The 677-nt window shown below is 43.9% G+C and carries 1 protein-coding gene; it reads left to right on the forward strand.

Annotated elements, in window-relative coordinates; all coding sequences use genetic code 11:
- Nucleotides 1-677: cytochrome c-type biogenesis CcmF C-terminal domain-containing protein (locus tag ACTXGO_RS16550; protein ID WP_443575163.1), on the forward strand; the 677-nt coding region annotated here is incomplete at both ends.

Below are 677 nucleotides of genomic sequence, written 5' to 3' on the forward strand. Positions count from 1 at the left end.
CTTGGCACGTTCCTGGTACGCTCTGGAGTCCTTACCTCAGTGCATTCGTTTGCCGCTGATCCGACGCGTGGTTTGGTTATCTTAGCTATTCTTGGCATTATCATCGGTAGTGGTCTATTAATGTTTGCCGTTCGAGGTTGGCGTTTAACCGTTGAAAGTCAATATCAGCTGATTTCACGTGAGTCCTTTTTAGTGATCAACAACGCCATCATTTTGATTGCAACCTTAGTGGTGCTGCTCGGCACCCTTTACCCTATTATCGCTGATGCCTTTGGTTTAGGACAAGTGTCCGTTGGCCCTCCTTATTTTAATGCATTATTTGTACCTTTAACGTGGCTGTTATTAATAGCTATGGGTATGGGCTCAAATATTCGCTGGAAAAAAGACACCCGTCCACTACTGGGTATAGGCATGGTCATCGCCGTTAGTAGCTTAGTATTAGCTGCCATTATTACTTACTTTGTTAATCCATCGTCTATGCTTAATATTGGTGTGACTTTAGCCGTTAGCTTTTGGGCACTGCTATGGATGGCAGTTGATTTTAAAGATAAAACTAAGAATGCGCCTAATCTTTTTAACGGTTTGCGGCAGTTGCGTCTGAGCTATTGGGGTCAACAGACTGCTCATATTGGCGTATTGGTTGCTGTCATTGGCATAGCCTTTACTAGTAGCCTGAG

The organism is Psychrobacter sp. T6-1, assembly GCF_052258445.1.